The following is a 24,964-nucleotide window of genomic DNA, read 5'->3' on the forward strand; positions in this document are numbered from 1 at the left end:
GGATAAAGTGATCCATAAGTATTAGAAACTCTAATTACTATTATCATTAATGCGCATGCAGTTTTTTATAAACGATAGTTTTATTTATGACAGAAAAATCGATAATAAAGTATCGATAACTGAATAGTGTTAAACGACTTTTGAAATTTTCTATTTAAAACGCTTAAGAGAAAAAGCATTCATATCAAAATCGGGTTGCTGACCACTCAAAATATCAGCCAGTACTTCACCTGTTTTAGGTGCCATCATAAGACCAAAGTGAGAATGTCCAAAAGCAGCGTAAAGATCTTTTTGCCCCTCTATTTCTCCTAACAACGGTAAACTATCAGGGAATGAAGGGCGTCGTCCCATCCAGAACTTAGTTTTACCGACTTTCAAATCAGGAAACATTGTTTTTGCTTGAGTTGTTAGTAAACCCTCCCTACTTTGATCGGCAGGTTTATCAGGATGAGCAAATTCTGCGGCTCCAGCCAGACGTAAACCATTCATCATTGTGCTAGCAACAATCTTTGCGTCCATATCCATAATCGAATTATTCAACTCGACTTGAGGATCAGATATTTCGATATGATAACCACGCTCGGTAGCCAATGGCACCTTCACGCCTAACGGCTCTAATAATTTTTTAGACCAGACACCCGCGGCAAGTATTACCCTACTGCTCGTTAAGTGACTACCATTTCCTTCAATTTCCCAACCATCGGCCTGTTTTCGGATCGAAGACACATCTAAATTAATAACCTCTACCCCTAAAGATTTTGCTTTTTCAACTAATACTTCACTCAACTTACCAGGGGATAAAGTCCTGGCCTGACCCTTGATGATAACGGCTGCTTTGTACTTAGGAGACAACGCAGGTTCAAAACGTCTCAACTCATTATCGGTAATTAATTCAAGATCTCCGCCTTTTTCGAGACGAATACGGTAATCAAGATTATCCAGACTAACCTTGTTCGCATCCCGAAATACATGCACGTAATAACTATCCACGATGAGATTTTCGTGACCCGTTCCTAATAGGTGTTCACGGAATAATTCGATTGAAGGGCCGCACAAATAAGACATCGTATCAGCTGTTTTACGCACTGACTCTTCATTCGAATTTAATAATAACTTACTCCCCCATGAAATCATTTGAGGCCAGAATTCAGGGCTCACAGACAAAGGTCGATCCCGACTTAACAATAAACTCGGTATTTTTTTCCAGAGACCAGGTAATGCCATCGGTATGATTGACCAAGGCGAAATGACTCCGGCATTCCCAAAAGATGTTCCCTGACCTGGTTGATCGCGATCAATCAGTCGAACGGGTACTCCGCGTTTTGCAAGCGATAGCGCACAGCAGATACCAACTATGCCAGCGCCGATAATAGTGACAGGTTCTTTATTCATGGCAATCATGAAACCAACACTGCGCTTCGCTTACTTAAAACCTGCGTGATGATCACAGGTGAAACGATAATGAGCGCAGCAAGATCCGCGCTTAAAGATGGCGCCACAAACACCAACCCGGCAATAGCAGCCAGAATACGTGCAATCACTCCCATTGGTGCTAACCAGAACCCAACCACAGCTGCAGACAAACAGATGACCCCCATCACACAACTCACAGCAGAGTATGTAAATGTCCATAAATCAAAACCAGCAGAGGAAACAATCAATAATACAGGTGCGTAGACAAAGGCCATGGGCGCAATGATTTTACCCAATCCGAGTGTGAATGCCGAAATACCGGTTCGGAAAGGATTAGAGTTTGCAATGGCTGCTGCGGCATAAGCGGACGTACAGACCGGTGGGGTTATCTCAGCGACCACACCATAATAAAGAACAAATAAATGACTCGCTATTGGCGGTATACCTAACTGTGCCAATGCAGGCTGAGCTACAGAAACCAGCATGATATACAACGCGGTAGTCGGGATACCTGCTCCCATTAAAATACAAGCAATCGCGATAAAAACAAGTGAGATAAAGAGCTGTAAATCTTCTACAGAAAACAGGTTTAGCGAACCAAGACTGACTATTGAGTGGAAATCAGACGCTAAGGCACCAGCCCCCTGCGTTACCATAAACCCGATACGAAAACCGATACCCGTAGTGTTAATAACACCTACTACGATACCCACAGCAGCAGATGCAGCACCTACAGCTAAGGCATATTTAACACCCAGTTGCACAGACTCCGACATTTCAGGGAGTTTTGTACGCTCTACAGGATTCAGTGTTCCGACTAGAGCACCCGCGATTAGAATCAGAGACATTGTTCCGCTAAAGCCTTCATTGGAAAACTTCCAGACAACAAAAGCTATGAACGCCGCGGCATATACCATTGTTATCGGTTGTTTTATGCGCGACATACCTGTAACGATAGCCAACGAAATTCCACAGAAAGCTGACATAAATGGGGTATACCCGGCAAATAAAACAGCTAATAAACCAATAAGCGGAATGATATTTGCCCAGCCCTTGCTCCAGACTTCTTTTAACAAAGGTAATTGTTCTTTAGTTAAGCCCTTGAGATCGAGCTTACGCGCCATCAAATGGACAACGGTAAATACACCGACATAATGTAAAAATGCAGGGAAAATGGCTGCAATAATAATTGTGGTATACGGCAGTTCTAAAAACTCAGCCATAATAAATGCGGCTGCACCCATAATAGGTGGCGTAATTTGACCACCTGCAGATGCAGCAGCCTCTACCCCACCGGCGAAATGTCCGGGATAACCCAAACGCTTCATATTGGGAATAGTCAGTGCCCCTGTAGAAACCGTATTGGCAACCGATGAACCTGATATCGTGCCAAAGAAAGCAGAAGAAATAACAGACACTTTTGCAGGGCCACCTGTATATCGTCCTGCGAGAATCGTGGCGTTATCGATAAACAACTGACCTAATCCGGTACGTTGTGCAATAACCCCAAACAAAACAAAATGAAACACGATGGTTGATACAACCCAGAGTGTGACACCAAATATTCCCTCTTGCGGGAAATACATGGATGATACAAACGTATTAAACTTAACCCCTGGATGTTGCAGTAAACCGGGGAAATAAGGCCCCAATAAAGCATAAGATATAAACACTGCAATGATAAATGGCAGCACCCAACCTAGCGTACGACGCGCAATATCAAGCACCAACAAAATAATAATCACACCAAAGAACAAATCGAACTTATTTGGATTACCCATTCTGAACGTTTGTTCTTCTATCCCTAAAAACGGCACTCCACGCCATGCAAATCCAAGATAAAGCGCAGCTGACACTCCAAGTATCATCAGTATCAGATCATAAATAGGAATATTCCCGATTCTGAAAGGTGTGGACTTTAGCTTGAATAAACCCTTTGTATTAAAAACCGGGAAAAATGCATAGGTCAGTATAAACAAGCCAGACAAATGCCAACCCATGTGCCAGTGATCTGCTGGCAAACCAAAACCAGCGGTAATATAGTGATAAGCAGCAAATACTAATGCAACTACACGTAAAATAGACCCTGCCCTATTGGTTACAGCACGCGTTGCGCTACTCTCATCGTATTTACGCTCAATCGCTTCAAGCTCTTCTGCTGTGAGGTCATCTGTATTTTGTTTGGTATTTTGATTCATATTAATGCTGCAACTTGGTCAATTGTTATTGGGTAGGGTAAACCTGGGTATCTCGTTATTTATCGAGATACCCGGTCACTTTTCAACATCATTTTTTTTAACTGAAAAAACGAATAGGCTTAGAGTTTGCCTTTTTCTTTATAGAACTTTTCTGCACCAGGATGTAAAGGAACACCAAGCGCACTGATACCATCGAGTGCTGTTTCCAGCGTGATTTGTTTACCCTTGGCATGACCATTGTCCAACAGTTTACGCGTATTATCGTTCCATAACGCAGACGTTAGTTTGTAAACCATATCTTCTGATAAATCTGAAGAAACAACCAATAGAGCACTTACAGCTGGCGTCTTAACATCCTTATCTACCCCCTCATAAACCCCACCTGGAATCATTGAAGGAATATAAGCTGGAACGGCTTCATTGATTTTAGCTAAATCTTCATCGGTAAATGAATGCAAGCTCATACCCTTTGTAGAAGCAAGTTGTATCATTGCAGCAACCGGCCAACCAGCTGCATAAAAGTACGCATCGATCTGTCCGTCAGCCAAACGTTCTGCAGATTGTGAATTATTTAACTCAGCCTCTTCCATATTATCGCGATTGACGCCCCACTTATCTAGCATCTGCAATACCGCAACCTGGGTACCAGAACCTGCTTGAGCAATACCGACACGTTTACCCTTTAAATCACCCAAATCTTTAATCGTTTTGCCTTTTGGCATAACTAAATGTAAATCTTCCGGATACAGATTTGCCACAATGCGTAACTTCGGATGTGGTTTACCTTCAAATTTACCTTCACCTTTGAACATGGCGCGTGTGACATCAGCTGCAGCAAGACCGGCTTCTAACTCACCGTTTTCTACAGCTGCATTATTGAATACAGAAGCTGTTGTAGATTGTGCGATAGCGATTAAACCAGGAACACCACACTGACCACCTTTCTCACAAGGGCGTGAGCCTGGAGGAGCAGAAATACCATTGGCAATGGTTCCACCGATAGGGAAGTAAGTGCCGCCAGCACCACCTGTACCTATACGAAAGAATGTGGGATCAGCCGCTATTGCTGGTCCGGCTGTAACTATTGTGGCAAGCAACGCACTTGCTAACTTGGAACTCATGGACATCGTTATACTCCTGTTAAATTAAAAAGATCACGCTTAACCACCGTAATTCAGGTTTGCGATGATAAGAGTGTAGTCGCTTGCAATATAAATACTAATTTGTTTATATTGCTTTTTATGAAGTTTTACTTATATGAAAATACTTACTATTAATTTCTTACGATGATTATATGAACCTAACCCAGCTAAAAGTGTTTACCGAAGTCATGAAAACTGGCTCTATTTCTAAAACAGCCGTTTTGCTCCACAGAACGCAACCGGCGATAAGTTTATCGATAAGAAATCTTGAAGACTCCATTGGCTTTAAGTTATTTGAACGACAAGGAAGGCAACTGGTTGCAGTACCCGAAGCCTATTATTTTCTAGAGGAAGCGCAAGGTATATTAAAACGTGTTTCAACGATTGAACGCACCCTGCACAGTATGCAAAATGCCGAAATAGGCAGCTTAAGAATCGCAGCAATGCCAGGACCTGCGACGTACCTATTCCCTCGATTCATCAGTCGTAGCATTGGTGAAAATCCCAATATCAAAGTGACGTTATTCGCCCACTCTTCAAATCAGGTTCATGAATTAGCTGCCACCCAAAGTATAGATTTTGGTTTTGCTGATGCTGCAAATCTGAGTGGTGAAGCAAGCCAATACGCAATAGAAAAAATATCTGCTGACTGCTTTGTTGCGCTACCGCAAAATCATCCATTGACACAGAAAAAAGTTATCAGCGTAACAGACCTTGATAGCATACCCATCGGTGGCTTGATGAAACAACACATCAATACCAAAAGAATCATTAATTTATTTGAAGAGCAAGGTCTACTGTTTAATCAAATCGTAGATAGCCAGACTTTTTTACCCGCTTTTCAGTTTGTCAGCGCAGGACAGTGCGTGGCGATTACCGACCCTTTGACAATGGTGACTGAATTAAAAATGGATAGCTCCCATGGCAAAGTAGTATTCAGACCCTTAAAAGAACATCTTCGCTATGATTATGCTGTTTTATCTTCTAATTTCAGACCACTATCCAGACTTGCGAAAAAATTGAAAGACGATTGGAAAATTGAACTGCATAGGCTTTTAGAAGAAATAAATGCCAATCCAACAAATGATAATTAGTCAAAGTCACCCCCCACCTTTGGGGCACTTTTTAATATAAGTGCCTAAATGGTGGGGAGTGGCATTCCTAACCTTTCTTCCGCAATTCAGATGGCGTCTCCCCAAACAGCTTACTAAACGAAGCTGAAAAGTGCGCCGCACTGACAAAACCAGTAGCTTGTGCAATTTCTATAATTTTCATTGGAGACTGTTTAAGTAAATTGTTAGCTATTTGCAATCGTAATTGTTTATAAAACTCCATGGTTTTATGTCCCAGTTTATCTTTGAATAAGCGGTTTAATTGACGCGGACTGATTTCTGAGAGTCGCGCTAGCTGTTCCAAATCCAGAGGGTCAGCGATATGGTTTTGCATCGCTTCAATCGCAAGAATTACCGGTTGTGTGGCTGATGGATATCGCTCTGCCAAACTTGAACGTTGCGGCCCTGCCGAAGGTCTGACTTCGGTATGAATAAACCAGTCGCTGACTTCTTGCGCAAATGTTGCACCATGATGTTTGGTGAGAATCGCATTCATCATATCTACTGGCGCAACACCACCGGCGCAGGTATAGCGGTCACGATCGATAACATACAATGAGTTTTCAAGCAGTATGTCTGGCATTAATTCCTGCAATGCTGTGGTGTATTCCCAATGCGCGGTCATCCGACGGTTATTCATAACGCCCGCCAAAGCCAATGTTACCGGCCCACCTGAAACACCGCCCAAGATCATTCCTTGATTGCTTAATTTACGGAGTAATTTATAAATCTCTGGTTTCTTCAAAACATTGAATTCACCACCACCGACCACAAACAGAATATCCACATTCTCTGCGTCTTCCAGTTTGGCGGTTGCATTTACCTGGATACCCATCGAACTTTTTGTTGAAACATCATCGATAGAAAATAGATCAATTTTATAAAACGCCTGTTCCTTTGCCCGCTTAAGCAATGTATTTGCAGCACGCAATGGTTCAATCGCCGAAGAGAAAGCCATCAAGGCAAAATCATCGATGAGCAAAAAACCCACTCTGAATAATTGTTTATTATTTTTTGGCATTTCTATATTAGAACATATTCCGTCCATTTTAAGAAATATCAACTCCTAGAAAACTGACACTATTAATCAACACTTACTTAATATTAATTATTGATCAAGCAGCTAGAGAATTAAATATGCGTTACTCCGGTTTTAGAGTTATCAAAGAAGCCCTTACGGGTCACAAAGGTTGGAAGCCCGTTTGGCGCACACCTGAACCAAAAAAAGAATATGACATTATTATCATTGGTGGCGGTGGTCATGGCTTAGCCACGGCGCATTATCTTGCGAGTCGTTACAACATCACCAATGTAGCGGTTTTAGAAAAAGGCTGGATTGGTGGCGGTAATGTAGGACGTAATACTACGATTATTCGTTCTAATTATATTCAACCAGAGAACCAGCCTTTTTATGAGTTATCGATGAAACTCTGGGAAGGACTTGAGCAAGACTTTAACTACAATGCGATGGTATCTCAACGCGGTATTTTGAACCTTTATCACAGTGATGGTCAACGAGATGCGATGGTTCGTCGAGGCAACTCGATGCATATGTCTGGTGGTGATGCAGAATTACTGGATCAGGATGGCGTTCGTCAACTCTACCCTTACCTTGATTTCGAAAATGCACGTTTCCCTATTAAAGGTGGACTATTACAAAAACGCGGAGGCACGGTAAGACACGATGCTGTGGCTTGGGGTTATGCGCGTGGCGCTGATAGCCGCGGGGTCGATATTATCCAGAATTGTGAAGTCACTGGCTTCATTATCAAAGATGGAAAATGCACTGGCGTTAAAACCAATAAAGGTGATATTGGCGCTAAAAAAGTCGCATCTTGTGTAGCCGGTTCTTCTAGCCGGGTTATGTCACAAGCAGGAATCAATTTACCGATTGAAACTCATGTTTTACAAGCGTTTGTTAGCGAAGGTTTAAAGCCTATTGTTGATGGAGTGGTGACTTTTGGCGCAGGACATTTCTATATATCTCAGTCTGACAAAGGTGGCTTAGTGTTTGGCGGCGATCTGGATATGTACAATTCTTACGCACAACGCGGCAATCTTCCTGTGGTAGAGGATGTTTGCGAAATCGGCATGGCTATTATGCCTTCAATCGGCCGTGCAAAATTGCTTCGTAACTGGGGGGGGGTCATGGATATGTCTATGGATGGTTCACCTTTTATCGATCGCACCCATATTAAAGGATTGTATTTTAACGGTGGCTGGTGCTACGGCGGATTTAAAGCAACCCCTGCCAGTGGCTTGTGTTACGCACATTTACTAGCAACGGATACACCACATGAAGTCGCCACTGGATTCCGTCTCGATAGATTCCAGACTGGCAATATTGTTGATGAAAACGGACGAGGCGCGCAACCGAATACGCATTAATTATGAATATCTTAAATTACAACGAATTAGTCTCATTTAAAAAACTGCCTGTAAGTGGGGGGGTGTCATTCTCAATGACTTCAAGAGGTACTAAACAATGATTATCAACCACCCTCTTCTTGGGCCTCGTGATTCGTCTGAATTTCTTTATCTGGGAGATGCCTGTCTCATCGACCGACCAGACTGGAAAGGCGAGGATGCAGACGAAGCAAAAACTGCAGAAGCATTACAGCAATACCACGACTATGTTCACATCCGCGTAAACAACGCAGGTGAGCACAGAGAACTTTGGTATCACGAGCAAGGTGACCGATCATGGTTAGTTGTGACTCGCAATACCATCACGCATGAAATTTATAATGTTGAATTAGCTAAAGACGTCGCGTTAGCTAATAAAGCCGCGTTAGCTAACAAAACCGCGCGAGCTAATAAAGTAGCGATAGAAAATCAAGGCGGTGAAAAATGAGCCAGAACAATAGAATCAGCAACGATAAAAGCAAAAACAACAATGCCTTTATTAATCGCGATAAAACCATTCAGTTCAGTTTTAATGGTGAACAATTTGAAGGCTATCAAGGTGATACCCTCGCCTCTGCATTGTTAGCGAATAACCAAAAACTGGTCGCGCGTTCATTCAAATACCATAGACCTCGTGGCATTTTCACTGCAGGTTCTGAAGAGCCTAATGCACTCATGCATTTACGAAGTGGTGCTTTGCAAGAACCCAATGTTAGAGCAACGGTTGCTGAACTTTTTGATGGATTGGAAGCGCGCAGTCAAAACCATCGTGGTTCTCTTAAAAACGATTTAATGGCGATCAATGATTTCCTCTCCCCTTTCCTAACCGCGGGTTTTTATTACAAAACCTTTATGTGGCCAAAGGCATTTTGGGAAAAAATCTACGAGCCAATTATTCGCCAATCTGCGGGTTTAGGTGAGCTATCAGGACAAGAAGATCCTGATAAATACGACAAAGGCTTTTTGCACTGCGATATTTTAATCATCGGCGCAGGTCCTAGTGGATTAGCTGCGGCATTAGCGGCTGGACAAGCTGGTAGTCAGGTGATTCTTGCGGATGAAGATTTCGTTATGGGTGGTCGTTTAAATAACGAAACTTACCAAGTGAATGGTATGCACGGGGCCGAATGGGCGAAGGCTACTCTTGCTGAATTAGCATCGATGGATAATGTCCGTTTAATGAAACGCACCACCGTTCTGGGTGCTTACGATCATGGCATTTACAGCGCACTTGAACGTAAAACAGATCACCTTTCTGCAAGTGATATTGCTGAAAATGGAAACAAACCAAGACAAGTGCTTTGGCGCATCTATTCTAAACGCGCCATCTTAAGCGCAGGCTCGACAGAAAGACCCATTGCTTTCCCAAACAATGATCGACCTGGAGTGATGTTAGCAGGTGCGGTAAGAACCTATGCGAACCGCTATGATGTAGCAGCAGGCCAAAACGTCAGTATTTTCACCAATAACGATGATGGCTGGCGAACAGCGAGTGATCTGGTTGCTAAAGGTATCAATGTTCAAGCTGTGATTGATAGCCGAGCTATTCAGCCTGTTGCTAATATCGCAGGCGCTAGCATTGAAATGGACGCGCACGTTATCGACACCAAAGGTCGTCATGCGCTTCAATCGATCACGCTTTCTAATGGCAAAACATACGACACCGATTGTCTTGCGGTTTCAGGTGGTTGGAATCCGAATGTACATTTAAGTTGCCATCATCGTGGCAGACCTCAATGGAATGAAGATCTTCTCGCATTCGTTCCCGGTGGTGAGTTACCACCAAATATGCATGTGGCTGGGGCAGCAAATGGGCAACTGGATTTATCCTCTGCCCTGCAAAGCGGTCACGAATTGGCAATAACGCTTTCAAAGGAATTAAAAAACAGCCTCAAAGTGGGGGGGTGCCCTCAGGCTGACGTTACTAATGCAGAGTCGATTGCAAACTCCGCATTCTGGTTTGTTAAAACGGATACCAAGTCACGCAGCTGGTTAGACTTACAAAACGATGTAACCACCAAAGATATAAAACTGGCACAGCAGGAAGGTTTCACCGCGGTTGAACATGTGAAGCGTTACACCACATTAGGAATGGCGACAGACCAAGGCAAGACGTCCAATATTCCTGCGATGGCAGTAATGGCTGACAACGAAGGCAAAACCATTCCTGAAGTGGGCACCACGATATTCCGCCCGCCATATACACCCGTATCTATCGCGGCGTATGCAGGTCGAACTCGTGGAAAAGAGTTCCGCCCTATTCGATATACGCCGAGTCATCAATATGCAACAGAACAAGGTGCAGAATTTGTTGAAGCCGGAGCGTGGTTACGTGCGCAATGGTACCCTAAAGACGGTGAAACACACTGGCGTGAAAGTGTTGATCGCGAAGTCACTCAAACGCGTAAATCAGTGGGTATCTGCGATGTCAGCACTTTAGGAAAAATAGATATTCAAGGTCGTGATGCGGGTGAATTTCTCAATCGTGTTTACTGCAATACCTTTTCTACCCTCAAAGTCGGCATGGTGCGTTACGGTTTAATGTTAAGAGAAGATGGCTTCGCCATGGACGACGGCACAACCGCGCGTCTTGGTGAGCATCACTATTTGATGACAACCACCACAGTCAATGCCGTTGCTGTTGCCAGACATTTGGAGTTTTGTCACCAGTGTTTATGGCCAGATTTAGACGTACACATGATTTCAGCCACCGAGCAATATGCACAGTATTCAGTTGCCGGACCTAATGCGCGTAAGCTATTGCAGAAAATCGTTGATCCTGAATTCGATATCAGTAACGAAGCGTTTCCGTTTATGGCTTGTAGCGATATTACAGTTTGTGGTGGAACACCTGCTCGACTATTTAGAATTTCATTCTCCGGCGAACTCGCCTACGAAATCGCAGTTCCGACTCGTTATGGTTACAGCATGATGAAAGCCATGACAGAGGCAGGAAAAGAGTTCGATGTGGTTGTTTATGGTACCGAAGCATTGAGTGTCATGCGTATCGAAAAAGGTCATGCTGCAGGTAATGAGCTAACCGGTCAAACCACCGCATACAACCTGGGTATGGGTCGCATGGTGTCGAAGAAGAAAGACAGCATCGGCAATATGATGTCGGAACGACCTAATCTGGTTAAAGAAGATGCGAATAGATTAGTTGGTTTTGTACCGGTGGATAAGAGCGAATCACTCTCAGCTGGTGCGCATTTTATTAGCAAAGGTAATAAACCTGTCACAGCAAACGATGAAGGCTGGATGAGTTCCGTAGCGTTCTCCCCTTCGCTTGGTCATTCAATTGGTATCGGCTTTATCAAAAAAGGCCATGAACGCATGGGCGAAATTGTTACCGCAAGTAATCTATTACAAGGCAAAGAAATCGATGTCGAAATAGTTTCAGCACATTTTGTAGATCCAGAAGGAGAACGTTTACGTGTCTAATCCTAACCCCACAACTAACAATACATTTAAACTAGAAGAAAAAATTCCTTTTGATGGTTTCAGTCAGCAATTTGATGGTATTAACGTCTCTGAACTCTTAGGGTATTCCATGGTTTCAATGGCGTTTTCTTCTAATTCATCATCTCAAGATAAAAAGCCAGCTTTAGTAGAGAACATTAAAGCCGCTTACGATGCTGAACTACCTGAAGTCGGCAAATTCACAACATCCGCTGTGGATAACACGCGAATCCTGAGCGTTCAGCAAGACCAGTGTTTTGTGTTATTTGAAAATGAAACTGTTTACCAAAACTGCACTGCAGTAGCGCATATTCAGGAAAAGGTTAAAGATTCTGCTTACTTAAGCGACCAGTCCGATAGTTGGGCCATGTTGAAAATTAGTGGTTCAAATACACGAGCAGCTTTGGAACGCATTTGCTCGATTAATTTACAACCTAGTTCTGACGCTTCAGGTTTTGGACCTTTTTCTGTAACGAGAACATCGATGGAATATCTTGGAGTAATCATTATGCAAGTAAATGAACCAGTGGCAGGAGCAGAAGATGAATATTTACTGTTCTCTCCTCGCTCATCAGCCGACGCATTTTTACATATGATTTTAACGTCCATCGAAAACGTTTCCTAAACGTAAGTTAGTTGCTGAAGATATTCGTAGTGAGTAAATAGCGAAACCTCCTCACTATTTACACCGTTTAGTTTTTATCGTTATGCAGAAGGCAAATTTCACCCTGTTTCTAACAGCCCATTCCCTTGGAATTAAATCAAGGAACCATTAATACAAGGACTCACAAATAATGGACTCACAAATCAGCGAAGATGAGAACATCATCGTATTAAGACTAAGTTGCCCCGATCAACCCGGTATCGCCGCTTTAGTCTTGAGCTTTTTCTCAGAGCTCGGTTACAACATTTTAGAATCTTCACAATACGAAGACCCTTATTCTAAAACTTTTTTTATGCGTACGGTATTTGCCCACCCAAGCAATGACAACTCAGCATTAGAATCAATAAAACAGTCATTTGATAAAACCGTTGAGCATTTATCAATACAATGGGAAATGCGCAGCAAAGCCGATAAATTACGCGTTTTAATTGCCGTATCTAATTGGGGACACTGTTTAGCCAAGTTATTAAATACGTGGCACAGTGGCGACTTGCCGGTTGAGATAGTGGGTATTGTGTCTAACCATGAGTCACAACGCGAAATCGCGGACTGGTACAAAATCCCATATCACTATTTCCCGATCACCAAAGAAACCAAGCCCCAGCAAGAAAAACAGATCATGGATTTGATGAAGGATACAGATGCTGAATTACTGGTGCTTGCCCGTTATATGCAGATTTTATCTGATGAGATGTGCCAGCAGCTAAAAGGTAATGCGATCAATATCCATCATTCTTTTCTACCTGGTTTTAAAGGAGCTAAACCTTATCACCAAGCGTATGAACGCGGCGTAAAACTCATTGGCGCAACGGCTCATTATGTAAATTCTGATTTAGATGAAGGACCTATTATAGAACAGGCTGTTGAAAGAATTGCACACGCAAATCAGCCAGAAGAATTGGTCGTCATCGGTCGTGACATCGAAACGGTGGTGCTAAATCGCGCAGTCAAATGGCATGCAGAAGGTCGAGTTCTATTAAACGGTAAGCGTACGGTTGTGTTTAGACGTTAACTGATTAAATAGTGTTAATTATTGTCACCCCCTACTTTTTTCAGACTGTACGCGTTACCCTGAGGCTTACTATTTACAATCCATCTCTTTTTGGTGGGTAAATAGATGCCGGAGTCGTGTCCTTAGCAACTTTCAAAAAACGCTATAACTTGACTCCACCCTAATTCAATTTACGGAGGAACTCGTGCCCAAAATTAAAACTGATTATGAAATAGGACAAGATAATGTAACACCATTTGGAATGGATATTCACAATCCCGTTTTCATCATTTCAGGACTTTCAGTAGTCGCATTCGTACTACTAACCTTGATGTTTCAAGAACAAGCCGCAACATTTTTCAAGTGGTTGCGGCCAGCTGTAACCAGTACATTCGATTGGTTCTTTTTAAGTGCTGCAAATATTTTTGTCATATTTGCCTTCTTCCTCGCGTTATCGCCACTGGGTAAAGTCAGGTTAGGTGGTCAAGAGGCTACCCCAGATTACGGCTATATAGGCTGGTTTGCGATGTTGTTTGCCGCAGGCATGGGCATTGGCTTGATGTTCTTTGGCGTATCCGAACCGATGTCTCATTTCAGCTCTTCCATGGGCGGTGTCACATTAGGTGAAGGTGGTGTCAGAACCGACTGGGCTCCGTTAGGCGGCGCAGCTGGTGATGCTGATGCATCCCGTAGTTTGGCGATGGCGGCTACCATTTTCCATTGGGGTTTACACCCGTGGGCGATTTACGCCACAGTGGCATTAGCACTGGCATTTTTCTCATTCAATCATAACTTACCACTGACCTTACGCTCTGCGTTCTACCCATTACTGGGAGAAAGAGTCTGGGGCTGGCCGGGTCATCTGATTGATATATCCGCTGTATTTGCAACCTTATTTGGCTTAACCACTTCATTAGGCTTTGGCACCACACAGGCACTTGCCGGTTTCAACTTCTTGTTTGGCTGGGGAACTGGCGGTGTCGCTGCTCTTGTTTTGGTAACAGTGATTACCTCGATAGCCTTAATTTCGGTACTGCGTGGTTTGGACGGCGGTGTCAAAATCCTTTCTGAAATTAATATGGGGCTAGCGCTTTTACTGTTACTTTTCATCATTATCGTTGGGCCGACAGCCGATATTTTTAAGTCCTTCTTTTCCGGCGGATTTGAATATCTTAAACAATTAATCCCGTTGTCTACGCCATTTGGTCGTGAAGATACTAACTTCTCTCAAGGCTGGACTTCGTTCTACTGGGCGTGGTGGATTTCATGGTCTCCTTTTGTTGGTATGTTTATCGCTCGCGTATCTCGTGGCAGAACGGTTAGAGAGTTTGTGCTTGCGGTAATCATTGTCCCAACTCTTCTGTGTGTTTTATGGATGAGTGCATTTGGTGGTGCAGCAATATCACAAGTTATCGCAGACGCTTCTGCACCTGTGGCAAAAGTCGCGCAAGAATTAAAGCTGTTTGAAATGGTTAAAGGCTTTCCGTTTAGCAGCGTACTTTCACTGCTCGGTATTATCCTGGTACTGGTATTCTTTGTAACCTCTTCCGATTCTGGATCTTTGGTTATCGACACTATTACTGCCGGCGGTAAAGATGATGCACCCGCAGGACAACGCATCTTCTGGTGTACTTTCGAAGGGCTTGTTGCGATCACACTATTATTAGTGGGTGGTAAAGAAGCCTTAGGCGCATTACAGGCCATGGCCGTTTCAACCGGTTTGCCGTTTACCTTTGTACTTTTGGCGATGTGCGTCAGTTTGTATCTTGGATTAAGCAAAGCTGCAAAAGCTTTGAAGCCTGCCTGAAAGCAATAGCCAAAGGCTTAATGCTATCGGTGCTTTAAAGCATCGATAGCCACCCCCCTACTTATAGCGGCTTTTTTAGGTCATATAAAAAAGCCGCTATAAGTAGGGGGGTGCATTTAAAATCATAAAGTAGAAATAGCTACAACCAGCGAACGATCTTCTCATTCGTTACCCATTGATAACTTTCATCTGCATCACCACAGCCATTACAGCTACTTCCGCACGATGCGCCCTGTTCTGCGATCTTTCCTTTTTTAATCCAGTATTCGAGCGCGAGCTTCGCAGCTTCTTTGCTGATATCGAAATGAATCGCGACATCGTTTAACGAAGATTGCTGACGTTGTTGTATGTAGTTTCTGATTTCACCGAGTTTCATGGTTAGCTCACCGAGGAGTTCAATGGCTTGTGGTTATCCGGTTCTTTATTGCCCACGACCTTAAACGCGTAAATTGTTGACGTCAGTATCGCTAACAAACACACCACCCAGATAATTGATTGAGCTGGATGCTGTGAGATCGTTGCTAATTGATAGAAAATAACAGCCGATGCGTAGGCCAACCCCGTGGTCCATGCGATACCCAGCATTCCCCAACCTTTTGAGGTTTCACGAATCATGGCACCTGTCGCTGCAACACAGGGAAAATAAAGCAGAATAAATAATAGGTAGGCGAAAGCGCCAATTTTTCCATCGAAGCGTTTGTGCATTGCGCCAAAAGTTGAAATATCAACCTCTTGAGTCGCGGCTGCTTTCTCGCTATCCGAAATATCATCGACGATGGATAAGCCCAATGGATCCAGCAGGCTATCTGCGACGCCTGTTAAGTTTTCTGGAACCGTTAAAAATGCGGCTTTTAAACTGCTGGATAAATCAAAAGCGTCTTCTTTATTTTCGTCTGTATTTCCATCTACAACCTTATTTGCATCTGCCACTTGTGGCTTATCGATTTGAGAATAAAGCGCATCGAGAGTTCCGACCACCACTTCTTTAGCTAACAGGCCGGTAATAATTCCCACGGTTGCAGGCCAGTTATCTTCTTCTATTCCCATCGGTTTGAAGATTGGGGTAACCGTTCTGGCTGTGGCACTGAGCACTGACTTTTCGGAATTTTCATTACCAAAGGTCAAATCTGTACCCAATGAATTTGCTACATTGATACAGGTTACGACGATGATTATGATTTTGCCCGCACCAAAAATAAACCCTTTGAGCTTGCCCCAGCTATTGATCAAAACGCTATTTACACTAGGAATCTGGTAATTGGGAAGCTCCATAAAGAAGTCTTCCGCTTCGCCTTTCAATAGGGTTTTACGCAGAATGAAACCCGTCATAATGGCAAATAAGATACCAATCAAATACAACAAGAAAACAATATTCTGCCCGCCTACGGGGAAGAAAGCCGCAGCGAATAAGGCATACACCGCAAGACGCGCACCGCACGACATAAAAGGAGACATCATTACGGTGATGATGCGTTCGCGCGCATCGTCCAGAGTACGTGTCGCCATAATACCGGGAACGTTACAGCCGAATCCGACAATCAACGGTACAAAGGCTTTTCCAGAAATGCCCAGTTTGCGCATAAAGTGATCCATGACAAATGCCGCACGCGACATATAACCGGACTCTTCAAGAACCGTAAGAAACAAAAACAAAGCGCCGATAATAGGAATAAATGTAGCAACAACCTGAACACCACCACCAACGCCATTGGCCACAATAGTAATTAACCATTGGGGTAAGCCGATGTTTGCCATCAAACTGCCCAAGCCATCCACAAAGAATGCTTGTGCGGTAAGGTCGAAAACATCGATGAAGGCTCCACCAAGATTGATACTGAAGGTGAATAGCAAATACATCATCGCTAAAAATATTGGCACACCGAGCCAGTTACCCAGTACGTATTTATCGATTTTGTCAGATCGTGTACGGCTGACTTTTCCCTGTTCTGTAACGACTTTTTTGGCTAATTCTGTGGCTTTTTCGAAGCGTACTTCGGCCAGCAGAAAATCAAGTTCTTCACCTGTTTTTGTTTCAATCTCAGCGATCATCTTTGCTGTCAAATCAGACTGGTTTTCCTGTAATATTTTTAGTGCCTGTGGGCGATTACACTCATGTTTGCGTTGCAATTCAGCTAAGGCAATCTCGACATTCTCATCGTATTGCAGGGTAAAATCTTCAGGGTTTCTGTTAGCCTGACTGGTTTTAATCAGTTGCTTTTGTATCTGCGCTGAGGTCTGACTACCTTTCAAAGATATCGGGATGATTGGGCACTTTAGTTGATGAGCTAATTCTTCAACGTTGATTGTCATCCCACGTTTATTCGCCACATCCATCATGTTCAGATAGACCAGTGTCGGGATACCTAATTCACGCAATTGCAGGGTTAGGTATAAGCCTCTTTCCAGAGTGCTCGCATCAAGAATATTAACGAAGATATGTTCGGGACAATCAAGGCAGAACTTTCGTGCAATGACTTCATCTTCAGAGGCATCGGAATAATCCAGTGAATAGGTTCCGGGTAAATCAATAACGCGAATGCTTTCACCGTTATATTTGAAATAACCCTGCTTGCGCTCAACCGTTACCCCTGGCCAGTTACCCGTACTTTGTCGCGCACCTGTGAGTTTATTGAATAAGGTAGTTTTACCCGCATTGGGATTTCCTACCAATGCGACTTTCAGATTATCACAAGAGACTTGCTCTTGATCACAACCATTACCACAACATTTTTTTGCCATTTTTTTTTTACCAAAGCTGGCGCTAATTAATGTTCCTTAGAAACAAGAATTTTTTCTGCGATTGATCTTCCGAGACTAATACGGCTATTGTTATTTGCCAGTACCATATCACCACCGCGATTACGTAATATCTGTAGGTTAGAACCAATGCCAATACCCAGCCCGAGAAGACGAACCTGTGTTTTACAGTCAGACACAATCTTCTTTACATAAACGTGAGAAGACTCTTGTTGATTAATTAAAGGGCTGGTTTTTAACATGTTTAGCTCAAACTGGGTTTCACTAATAAACGGGATATTTAAAGTGTAAATAAGCAAATACTTAAATGCAAATGATTCTCGTTTTTGAACGTGACTTATATCAATAAAAGACTTTTTAGTCACCCCCCTACTTAGGGGCATTTTTTTATTTGTTCGTTTTTATAAAAGATGAACCCAGCCATCGCTTTAGCTATTCGAGATATATACAAATGATTTAATTGAGACAACAATAACTGCATGCCTCAACGAACGATTTACAGTGTGATTGAATCTCCAACACACCCTCATTTAACTGCGTTATATCAAACACTAGGTATTGAAGAGCTGTGTTTTAAATCGATGCGTAAGTTGATGGCTAAAATAAAAAATACACCACCTGATTTTATCGCCGCTGAATTCTTTTACGGTTATGGAAATAATTACGCAGGTGTCAATATCAGCAATCTTGATGTCATGCTGTACTCCTTACAACGCTATGCTCCGAATACCAAGGTCTTAGTTTTTGTGGATAAAAACGAACGTCAATACGTGGATAAACTGAACGATATTTTACCCTTGCACGCTGTATTTACACGACCGTTTGATGAGACCGAGATAGTAAAAGCCCTTGGTTAAGATCTTGATTAAAACGCTTGAAATTAAATGATTAAGACTATCTTACTAAATGTGCGTGAGATATCTTAAACAAGCTCTAACCTGCCCTGTCTACATAACCTTTAAAACAGGTAGAGCCTGCATCAATGGCAGATTTCATTAATCTAGAAACATCTAAATCCTCTGCGGCTTTATCCGTAACCACACCGGTAAAGTTTATCCATAATTCACTGATTCGACCTTTGCGGTCACAGCGTAAATCGACTTTTTTGCCCGCACCTTTGCCAAAAGAACTATCGAAGGATTGACGTATCTGCTTGAGGGAAACCTTTCTACCGATATTTTTAGATAATAAACGACCGACAGCAGACTCATTAATTTTTTGCGTTAGTGCGATCGAATGCTGGTAGTAAGTATCGGCATCGGTACCATAACAGGTTCCGTGTTTTATCCATTCATGTCGATGCAGATTTGATGCATAACCGGGCATCACAAATGCGAGTTTTTTAACCGTTTCATGAGAGAGTTTGAGTGGCTCTAAAAGGTGCCAGCGTTTATTTCGATCGATACCTTTGTCGGTATCACTCACACCGCAATAAGCATTTGCACGTGGCTGAGGCCATAAGCCATGCAACGAAAGATGCGTTGCGTCGTATCTATTTTCACCCAGGCTGCGGCATTCTTTTTTCCTAGATTTCGACTCACAGAAGGTCGGCATCCAACTCAATGCCAATAAGTACTGTCCTGATTTTGCTTTTGTCTTGCCAGGTTTTGATACGATTGTTTTTAGAGCATTTTTGTTATTGTTCGAAATACCGCATTGATCTGTTTTTATTCCACAGCGGCTATCAATCCAACGTTCCTGTCTATCGATACCTTCTATTCTGACCCGATAGTGAGTACCTTTTTTGCTTTTTTGAATGATCGAATAGCTATTCCCTTCTGTGACAGTCACATTACCAGGGTTGGTTTTCTTACGAAAAGATTGAAATGCGGGACATGATTTCTGAATTTCAAAACATTGGTTTGGCTTTTTGGCGTAAGCAGGAGAAGCAGAAAACAGAACCATGCAAAAACTGTATAACGTTAGGTATTTGATCATCCCGTTAAATCTAACCATATTGCTGCGACCCATCCTTTTCAATTCTCCATTTTCAGAGATACATGAGAAACCCATGAATCACTTTTATAATAACCAAATTAGCTGTTCTTAAGAGAAAATTAAAACCTTGAAGGTTCATGCATTTATAAGGATACATAAAAAAAGCCTGATACGTTGAGTTAACGCATCAGGCTTTTTAAAACCGACTTAAATCAGTGTGTCTTTTATTTTACAGTCAACCCAATACGTCTTCTTATGAATAACGCCGATGCGAATAACAACATCCATGAGAAACTACCGCCACCAGAACTTGAGCTACCACTTGATGTTGCAGGTGGAGTCGTAGTAGGTGTATCCGTCGAACTTCCTGTATCTGTTGGTGTGGTGGTCGCTGCCATAACAGGTTGATGAGACACAGGCGACGATTGTCTTTGTGCTTCCGCCACCTGAACCTGTTCACCAAATTCACCGGTACCGCCGAAGCTATAAGAAAGAGCTCCCTGATCTGGATAGGTATCGTATTGACTACCACCAGCGGCTGTATTATTACCATAGAATGCTACATTTATATTATTAAGTTGGCTTAACCAGTTACGTGGAAAACTCAACTCTACAGTATTATTAACATACCTGAGTTGGGCGACGCCAAGTTGAATCCATTCCCAACTACCGTTAGTGCCCGCATATTGATAAACATAACGCCCTTCTACCAGATACTCAGCACCAATATTGTCATTGAGTAAGTAACCACTTTGTGGGTCACGATTGCCATCAATAAATGTCTGCCAACCCCATGAAACCGACGAGCCAGAATTAGCACCAGGATTAACCGGACCTGCATTCTTATAGGTTAAATAAACAGTATCAGCACTATGCGCCATACCGGCACTGAGCCAATCTATTGGATTCGAGTTATTGATTGAAACGTCTGCAGGATCGGCGCTAAAGAACTCTAAGCTACTCCAATCAGAATCATTTCCATCGATACTGATACCACCGGCGATTACTGGATTTGAAATTCCTTCGTTAGTCTGTTGAGGAACCACTTCAAGATTAACCGTTGCAGTATTGCTATCCACCTGTCCGTCATTAACTTTAAAGCTGAAACTATCTGACCCCTGATAATTTGTATCGGGTATGTATGACACAATCAAACTGTTTGGATTTGACGTTAATGTTCCATGCTCAGGCTGTTTTGTTATGACAAGACTTAATGAGTCCTGATCGGCATCAGTGGCATTTAAAGAGATCGTCACTGTGGTATTTTCCAACAGCGATAAACTCTGACCTGTGGCTACTGGCGCCTCATTAGTAGGCGGTGTTACTGTGCCAAAAGCATATTTCCATGACCTTACGGTTGCTGATTGAGTCAAAGCTCCATCCGGATAGAGGTCTGTAGTATTTCCACCATAAGACACATTTGCTCCCTGAAACACGAGGTTCATGCCACTTGAAGAACCCAACCAACTTCTAGGAAAGCTAAATTCACGGATATTATTCGTCATTTCAGCACTTACACGACCTACTGTATCCCAGCTCCAGTTTGTACCTGTGCCGCTGTATCGCTGCACATAACTGCCTTCAATTATATAGTCAGCACCCACTACCGCACTGTATTTAAAACCAGTATCCGGGTTGTTATCACTGTCTATATAAACTTGCCATCCCCAGGGAATGTAGGTTGATCCATCCGTATTAATGGCTCCATAGTTTTCATACAAGAAATACACATTATCATCGCTATGCGCGATCTTGACATTTTTCCAGTCAATGACATTTTGAGCATTATTATTTATGTCATTGGGGTCATTAGGAAAAGCGACTAAACCGTTCCAGTCAGTTGTATTTCCATCCAGAATAATCGATGTCTCCACGATAGGGTTTGATACGCCATCTACCGGAGGTTCTGGATCTGTACCATCAATATTGACATATAACGCTCTCACACCATGCGCTGATTCATAATTAGATAACTGTATCGAGCTATCTAATGACGTCATCCAACTATTTTGAGGGTTAGCTGAATCTCTTGCTGTAAGCCTTGAATAATAGGTTCCGGCTGGATGTCCCCAATCCAGTCTATAGCTCAATTGCGATATACCAGTAATTACTTCAACAACAGTTCCAGGCGTGAACTCTGGGGTTGTAGCCAGCTCTAAATCATAGCTAATAGTTTGCCCAGTAAGGCTCTCGGACTCCTCCCAACTAAATAGAATACTATCCTCGCCAATTGATGGAGTATTTGTATAAAACGGCATTGGATCATTTTCACGTTCTAAAAAACGATTAAAGTTTCGTTCTACACTCGAAGATAAGCTCTCAAACATCTGGTTGAATTGCGCGACTTTTTCAGGATCAGAACCAAAGAAATAAATATAGTCCCAGTCCACACTCGTAGAAATAGTCGGGAAAATCACATCGTAGTATGAATCTCGTTTAGCGGCTATTTTCGCTTGCGTCAGGTGCTTTTGTTTGAATTCAATAACAGCACTTTTTAACAACGCCAAATTACCTGATGTTTGTAAAAAACGTCTATGAAGTTTATTTGGCCAGGCATAAGCGTGTGAGTACCACCAGCGTGGTCTATCTGTCGGGCCAACATCATCTGCCTGAGTACTGCTTTCCCAGCCTAGGTCATAATCCCATGGAACCAGATAAAACTTCTCGGTATCGATGGGGTTATAGTAGTAGTGATTTTTACCAACGGTGTCTGCATTATCCGTTAATATATTTAAAGCAAACCAGGATAAGTAATTATCTTGGTTTAAATATTTATTAAAAATATCGGTTTGAAAATTTAAGTTTGGATTGTTTACATCATCGATAAAGCTGATTAGCTCGTTATGAGTATCCCCTCGTTTTATCTCAATTAACTTTTCAAAAGCATCAATATCAACAGGTTCACCCTCTCCATCCAATGCATAGTCTGGGCTTTCCTGAAAAAAGAAATACTCAGTTTTATACACTCGAGAATCTTTATCCCAACCGCGTCTTTCTAAATATTCTTTGCCAAAATACTCAAGTTGAGTGAAAACGCCAAGATTGTCAGTTACCCCTTGATCTTCAAGCGTCAAATTTACGAACTGCGTTCTCATGCTTGGTAGATTTGGTACATCAACCAGTAGATCAAACGTTATCTTATTGCGGATTCTACTCAGATCATAAAAACTCTTATTTAACTGAATACGTCGTTCTCCACGCCATAACGGTATATCTTTATCCAGTTTAATACGAAATGACTTCTGTGGTGCCGCTCGACTAAAGCCGCCACGCTGACGTATTGCACCATTTGTTAGCAAACCATCATCTGGATAACCATCACCTGTGATATGTACTTTTACTTCTGGTTTAAAATCATCTGATGGATCAATATCGTTTAACACATCATTGAAGGTACACCCATCGTACTCATCAGGCAGACAAACACCTTCTTCTAAGACTGTTTTTGCATATAAATTAAGTAAAGTGGGTGCTCCAGTATCATACGTTCCCGCTGGTTCTTGAATATCAGCTGCTACACTGGTCGATAGGACATCAGCATGTGTGACTGTAGAAAAAGAAAAACCTATAAACACAGGTAATAATAAAGAAAGACGAAACATAGCGGGCTTTTTAGACGAACTCATAATTTTTCCGGAGTCTATTAAGGGGTAACTACCCTTTATATATAGTTTAAATTTACTTTGATGCAAACTAAGGATAAACGGTAGAGATACCGGAACTACTGACCAAAAGACCTATTAAAAGAAACTCTAAAGCCACCCCCCCTACTTACAGGGCTTTTTTTATATTCTTATATATTGATTAAATAAAGCAGATTTAATCTAAGTAAATCAAACCGTTAGAAACGCTGATATCAACTGGTGTCAAGCCATCACCCTTGCAAGGTCCCTCAATACACACGCCTTCTTCAATGGTAAATTTTGCAGCGTGCATGGCGCAGATAATATGTTCTTTTTTTTCATCGAGAAAGTCATCGGGGTTCCATTCCAAAGGAGCCAAGGCATGCGGACATACATTTAGATAAGCAAAAACTTCATCACCTTTTCTTATTATAAATATTCGTGATGAGTTTTGTTTTACATCAACGGTAAAACCTTTACAGGATAGATCTTCAAGATCAGAAAGCTTACACAGAAATTGATTAGTTACAGCGCTGTCTTTTTTCATTGAGTTTCATTATGGCTTTTACGTGGTTATTTTTTATATTTGTTATTCTCGTTTGTAGACCTTAAACGCTAGTCTTCTGCACCATCTAGTTTCTTGGTTCCTATTTTGTCTTCCCATTGATTTATGATATTACAAAATAAATCTGCTGTCTTTTCAGTATCATACACAGCCGAATGAGCTTCATTAGCATCCCACGGGAATCCGGCTGCTTTAACAGAGCGAGCTAAAACCGTCTGTTTATAGGCCATTGCCGCTAATGTCACCGTATCAAATGTACTAAACGGGTGAAACGGATTACGTTTTTTAGCAATTCGCTGTACCGCTGCATTCAAGAAATTAAGATCAAACGCCGCGTTGTGGCCTACTAAAATGGCACGCTTGCAATTGTTCGCCTTCATTTCTTTTCTAACAATCAGAAAAAGCTCATCCAGACACTTCTTTTCATCGACGGCAATAGCCTGACGAAACGGTAGGTTTGGGTCTATACCATTTACTTCTAAAGAAGCTGGCTCAAGATTAGAACCTTCAAAAGGGCTGACATGCCAACCATAAGTACGATGAGGTGCAAGCATGCCATGTTCATCAAATCTCAGTGTAACGGCAGCAACTTCTAATAGAGCATCGGTGTGGTGATTAAAACCACCCGTTTCCATATCAATCACTACGGGTAAAAAGCCGCGAAATCTTCCTCCTAGTGGATGAAGACAATCTTCAATATTTTCAGTCTCTTCTGTTTCTGATGTACTTGTATTAAGCAGTGGTGTTTTTAGATTTATTTCCATCAGGCGAGCTTACAACAATCGCCCTAAAAATAACACCAGACGATTAATATATTATTCTATCTCTGTAACACATTGAAATTTAAACCGATTTATTTTGGATTGACAAAAAATAAATAGAAGCTACA

19 protein-coding genes are annotated in these 24,964 nt (G+C 42.3%); 8 read left to right on the top strand and 11 right to left on the bottom strand.

The window, feature by feature from the left end; genetic code table 11:
- Positions 1–150 precede the first annotated feature (150 nt).
- The 3 genes from OO007_RS14275 to OO007_RS14285 all read right to left on the bottom strand — a co-directional run bounded on the left by OO007_RS14275 (position 151) and on the right by OO007_RS14285 (position 4,732).
- Positions 151–1,392 carry an NAD(P)/FAD-dependent oxidoreductase gene (locus tag OO007_RS14275; RefSeq protein ID WP_325809307.1) on the bottom strand — a complete coding sequence of 414 codons (1,242 nt, stop codon included), beginning with the start codon at positions 1,390–1,392 and terminating at the stop codon, positions 151–153.
- Between the two features lie 5 nt (positions 1,393–1,397).
- The gene (locus OO007_RS14280) at positions 1,398–3,611 is read right to left on the bottom strand and encodes a TRAP transporter permease (RefSeq protein ID WP_325809308.1); all 2,214 of its coding nucleotides are present in this window, start codon (positions 3,609–3,611) and stop codon (positions 1,398–1,400) included.
- Between the two features lie 119 nt (positions 3,612–3,730).
- Positions 3,731–4,732 (bottom strand): TAXI family TRAP transporter solute-binding subunit, encoded by a 1,002-nt coding sequence (locus OO007_RS14285; RefSeq protein WP_207907102.1) that lies wholly within the window; start codon positions 4,730–4,732, stop codon positions 3,731–3,733.
- A gap of 173 nt (positions 4,733–4,905) precedes the next feature.
- On the opposite strand from OO007_RS14285, the gene OO007_RS14290 reads away from it, so the two are divergent.
- Entirely contained in the window at positions 4,906–5,847 is a 942-nt protein-coding gene (locus tag OO007_RS14290; protein ID WP_325809309.1) for a LysR family transcriptional regulator, read from the top strand.
- Between the two features lie 67 nt (positions 5,848–5,914).
- On the opposite strand, the gene OO007_RS14295 is transcribed toward OO007_RS14290, so the two are convergent.
- Positions 5,915–6,913: a GlxA family transcriptional regulator gene (locus OO007_RS14295; RefSeq protein WP_325809310.1), complete on the bottom strand. Its 999-nt coding sequence runs from the start codon at positions 6,911–6,913 to the stop codon at positions 5,915–5,917.
- Positions 6,914–7,002: 89 nt separating this feature from the next.
- On the opposite strand from OO007_RS14295, the gene OO007_RS14300 reads away from it, so the two are divergent.
- From OO007_RS14300 to OO007_RS14325, 6 genes are all read left to right on the top strand, one after another.
- On the top strand, positions 7,003–8,253 hold the full coding sequence (locus OO007_RS14300) for a sarcosine oxidase subunit beta family protein (protein WP_325809311.1): 1,251 nt from the start codon (positions 7,003–7,005) through the stop codon (positions 8,251–8,253).
- A 97-nt stretch (positions 8,254–8,350) separates the two neighbouring features.
- A complete protein-coding gene (locus OO007_RS14305) occupies positions 8,351–8,719 on the top strand; it encodes a sarcosine oxidase subunit delta (RefSeq protein WP_325809312.1) in 369 nt (122 codons plus the stop codon).
- Positions 8,716–11,712, top strand: coding sequence for a sarcosine oxidase subunit alpha family protein (locus OO007_RS14310; protein ID WP_325809313.1), 2,997 nt, complete (start codon positions 8,716–8,718; stop codon positions 11,710–11,712). Before OO007_RS14305 ends, OO007_RS14310 begins: the two co-directional genes overlap by 4 nt.
- Positions 11,705–12,355, top strand: coding sequence for a hypothetical protein (locus tag OO007_RS14315; protein WP_325809314.1), 651 nt, complete (start codon positions 11,705–11,707; stop codon positions 12,353–12,355). The genes OO007_RS14310 and OO007_RS14315 overlap by 8 nt, the downstream gene beginning before the upstream one ends.
- A gap of 169 nt (positions 12,356–12,524) precedes the next feature.
- The gene (gene purU, locus OO007_RS14320; RefSeq protein ID WP_325809315.1) at positions 12,525–13,406 is read left to right on the top strand and encodes a formyltetrahydrofolate deformylase; all 882 of its coding nucleotides are present in this window, start codon (positions 12,525–12,527) and stop codon (positions 13,404–13,406) included.
- A gap of 184 nt (positions 13,407–13,590) precedes the next feature.
- Complete coding sequence (locus OO007_RS14325; RefSeq protein WP_325809316.1) at positions 13,591–15,192, top strand: BCCT family transporter; 1,602 nt, start codon at positions 13,591–13,593, stop codon at positions 15,190–15,192.
- A gap of 139 nt (positions 15,193–15,331) precedes the next feature.
- Here the strand turns inward: OO007_RS14325 and OO007_RS14330 are convergent, their stop codons facing one another.
- The 3 genes from OO007_RS14330 to OO007_RS14340 are packed head-to-tail and all read right to left on the bottom strand — an operon-like array spanning position 15,332 to position 18,191.
- Entirely contained in the window at positions 15,332–15,568 is a 237-nt protein-coding gene (locus OO007_RS14330; RefSeq protein WP_131906770.1) for a FeoC-like transcriptional regulator, read from the bottom strand.
- A 2-nt stretch (positions 15,569–15,570) separates the two neighbouring features.
- A complete protein-coding gene (gene feoB, locus OO007_RS14335) occupies positions 15,571–17,931 on the bottom strand; it encodes a Fe(2+) transporter permease subunit FeoB (protein WP_325809317.1) in 2,361 nt (786 codons plus the stop codon).
- A 26-nt stretch (positions 17,932–17,957) separates the two neighbouring features.
- Positions 17,958–18,191 (bottom strand): FeoA family protein, encoded by a 234-nt coding sequence (locus OO007_RS14340; protein WP_131906772.1) that lies wholly within the window; start codon positions 18,189–18,191, stop codon positions 17,958–17,960.
- A gap of 237 nt (positions 18,192–18,428) precedes the next feature.
- On the opposite strand from OO007_RS14340, the gene OO007_RS14345 reads away from it, so the two are divergent.
- The gene (locus tag OO007_RS14345) at positions 18,429–18,806 is read left to right on the top strand and encodes a hypothetical protein (protein ID WP_325809318.1); all 378 of its coding nucleotides are present in this window, start codon (positions 18,429–18,431) and stop codon (positions 18,804–18,806) included.
- 76 nt (positions 18,807–18,882) lie between these two features.
- Here the strand turns inward: OO007_RS14345 and OO007_RS14350 are convergent, their stop codons facing one another.
- The 4 genes from OO007_RS14350 to rnt all read right to left on the bottom strand — a co-directional run bounded on the left by OO007_RS14350 (position 18,883) and on the right by rnt (position 24,839).
- Positions 18,883–19,920 (bottom strand): ribonuclease T2, encoded by a 1,038-nt coding sequence (locus tag OO007_RS14350; protein WP_325809319.1) that lies wholly within the window; start codon positions 19,918–19,920, stop codon positions 18,883–18,885.
- 191 nt (positions 19,921–20,111) lie between these two features.
- Complete coding sequence (locus OO007_RS14355; protein WP_325809320.1) at positions 20,112–23,513, bottom strand: CotH kinase family protein; 3,402 nt, start codon at positions 23,511–23,513, stop codon at positions 20,112–20,114.
- Positions 23,514–23,706: 193 nt separating this feature from the next.
- A complete protein-coding gene (locus OO007_RS14360; protein WP_325809321.1) occupies positions 23,707–24,057 on the bottom strand; it encodes a Rieske (2Fe-2S) protein in 351 nt (116 codons plus the stop codon).
- A gap of 68 nt (positions 24,058–24,125) precedes the next feature.
- The gene (rnt, locus tag OO007_RS14365; protein WP_325809322.1) at positions 24,126–24,839 is read right to left on the bottom strand and encodes a ribonuclease T; all 714 of its coding nucleotides are present in this window, start codon (positions 24,837–24,839) and stop codon (positions 24,126–24,128) included.
- Positions 24,840–24,964: the final 125 nt, after the last annotated feature.

Origin of the sequence: Cocleimonas sp. KMM 6892 (assembly GCF_035798195.1) — a bacterium.
GTDB classification, from domain to species: domain Bacteria; phylum Pseudomonadota; class Gammaproteobacteria; order Thiotrichales; family Thiotrichaceae; genus Cocleimonas; species Cocleimonas flava.

Bases quoted from the DNA above. Each gene is read 5' to 3' on its own strand.
- OO007_RS14275 (WP_325809307.1), bottom strand. From the start codon at position 1,392: ATGAATAAAGAACCTGTCACTATTATCGGCGCTGGCATAGTTGGTATC.
- OO007_RS14280 (WP_325809308.1), bottom strand. From the start codon at position 3,611: ATGAATCAAAATACCAAACAAAATACAGATGACCTCACAGCAGAAGAG.
- OO007_RS14285 (WP_207907102.1), bottom strand. From the start codon at position 4,732: ATGAGTTCCAAGTTAGCAAGTGCGTTGCTTGCCACAATAGTTACAGCC.
- OO007_RS14290 (WP_325809309.1), top strand. From the start codon at position 4,906: ATGAACCTAACCCAGCTAAAAGTGTTTACCGAAGTCATGAAAACTGGC.
- OO007_RS14295 (WP_325809310.1), bottom strand. From the start codon at position 6,913: ATGGACGGAATATGTTCTAATATAGAAATGCCAAAAAATAATAAACAA.
- OO007_RS14300 (WP_325809311.1), top strand. From the start codon at position 7,003: ATGCGTTACTCCGGTTTTAGAGTTATCAAAGAAGCCCTTACGGGTCAC.
- OO007_RS14305 (WP_325809312.1), top strand. From the start codon at position 8,351: ATGATTATCAACCACCCTCTTCTTGGGCCTCGTGATTCGTCTGAATTT.
- OO007_RS14310 (WP_325809313.1), top strand. From the start codon at position 8,716: ATGAGCCAGAACAATAGAATCAGCAACGATAAAAGCAAAAACAACAAT.
- purU (WP_325809315.1), top strand. From the start codon at position 12,525: ATGGACTCACAAATCAGCGAAGATGAGAACATCATCGTATTAAGACTA.
- OO007_RS14330 (WP_131906770.1), bottom strand. From the start codon at position 15,568: ATGAAACTCGGTGAAATCAGAAACTACATACAACAACGTCAGCAATCT.
- feoB (WP_325809317.1), bottom strand. From the start codon at position 17,931: ATGGCAAAAAAATGTTGTGGTAATGGTTGTGATCAAGAGCAAGTCTCT.
- OO007_RS14340 (WP_131906772.1), bottom strand. From the start codon at position 18,191: ATGTTAAAAACCAGCCCTTTAATTAATCAACAAGAGTCTTCTCACGTT.
- OO007_RS14345 (WP_325809318.1), top strand. From the start codon at position 18,429: ATGCCTCAACGAACGATTTACAGTGTGATTGAATCTCCAACACACCCT.
- OO007_RS14350 (WP_325809319.1), bottom strand. From the start codon at position 19,920: ATGGGTCGCAGCAATATGGTTAGATTTAACGGGATGATCAAATACCTA.
- OO007_RS14355 (WP_325809320.1), bottom strand. From the start codon at position 23,513: ATGAGTTCGTCTAAAAAGCCCGCTATGTTTCGTCTTTCTTTATTATTA.
- OO007_RS14360 (WP_325809321.1), bottom strand. From the start codon at position 24,057: ATGAAAAAAGACAGCGCTGTAACTAATCAATTTCTGTGTAAGCTTTCT.
- rnt (WP_325809322.1), bottom strand. From the start codon at position 24,839: ATGGAAATAAATCTAAAAACACCACTGCTTAATACAAGTACATCAGAA.